We start from the raw sequence: 1,031 nt of genomic DNA, 5'->3' as shown, positions 1-1,031 counted from the left end.
GGGGCGGTGGAACGGGCGCCGCCGCGGCCTCGCCGCCCTCTCCGCGGCTCCCTTCGCCGCTCCCTTCGCCGCTCCCTTCGCCGCTCCCTTGGCCGTCCGCCGCGGCCTCGCCGGCCCCCGGCATCCAGCCGGCCTCGGCCCCGGATTCGAGCCCGAGACGCTCGGCGAGCCGGGCCAGGAAGGCCGGTCCGTCGAGGAGGTCGTCGCCGCAGAGGCTCTCCAGGCGGAAGCGCTCCTCCAGCGCCACCTCGGGCGCGGCCACCAGCTCGACCGCGGGCGGGTCCTCGTCCGCCTCCTCCCAGGTGCGGAAAGCCAGCTCGGCCGTGACGGCCCCGGGGGGCGGGCGCAGCGTCAGGGTGAAGCGGCGCGCCTGCGGCCGGGCCGGCAGGTTCACGGAGGCGCCGTGGCCGGGCACCGACACGGTGTCGGGATAGGGCAGGGGCAGCTCCGCCCCCGCCGCGTCCCGGTAGCGCAGGCCCGCATAGGCCGCGTGCTCGTCGGGCCGCTCGGAGAAGATCTGGCCGCGCAGGACGAGGCCGGCGCCCGGCACCAGGGCCTGGACGAGGACCAGCGGCTCGGGACCGAGCCGGCGGCGGCGCGCGCCCGGAGCGGGCGCCCCCCCGGGCCCGGTCACGACCGGGCGCAGCCGCACGCCCGAGACCCCGAACGGCGCGGTGTTGCGCCAGGAGCGGAAGCCCAGGGCGAGGTCGCTGGCGGGCGCGGGCACCCGGAAGGCGACGCGCAGCGCCGCCGCGCGCGCGCCCTCCGGCCGGTAGGCCGGGCCGGGCAGCCAGATCCCGTGGGGATCCGGCAGGGTGCGCACCAGCCCCGGCACGGATTCGAGGTCGAGGCTCGACCCGTCGGGGGCCAGGAAGTCGAAGCCGACCAGCGCGAAGTCGAGGGCGCCGCCGGCCTCCTCGGCCGGATCCCAGGCCAGGGTGAAGTCGAGGGCGTACCAGGTCTCGGGCGCCAGATCGCGAAAGCCCAGGACGGCGCGGGCCCAGCGGTTCTTGGCCGCCACCACATGCTCG

At 78.6% G+C, this 1,031-nt stretch carries 1 pseudogene; it reads right to left on the bottom strand.

The features are described 5' to 3' along the window. A pseudogene (locus AX737_RS34300) lies at positions 1–1,031 on the bottom strand (hypothetical protein); the annotation flags it as partial.

It is taken from the genome of Methylobacterium sp. CCH5-D2 (assembly GCF_001556475.1).
GTDB lineage: Bacteria > Pseudomonadota > Alphaproteobacteria > Rhizobiales > Beijerinckiaceae > Methylobacterium > Methylobacterium hispanicum.
Note: the sequence above shows the minus strand (reverse complement) of the source record. Positions and strands in the feature narration are given on the sequence as shown.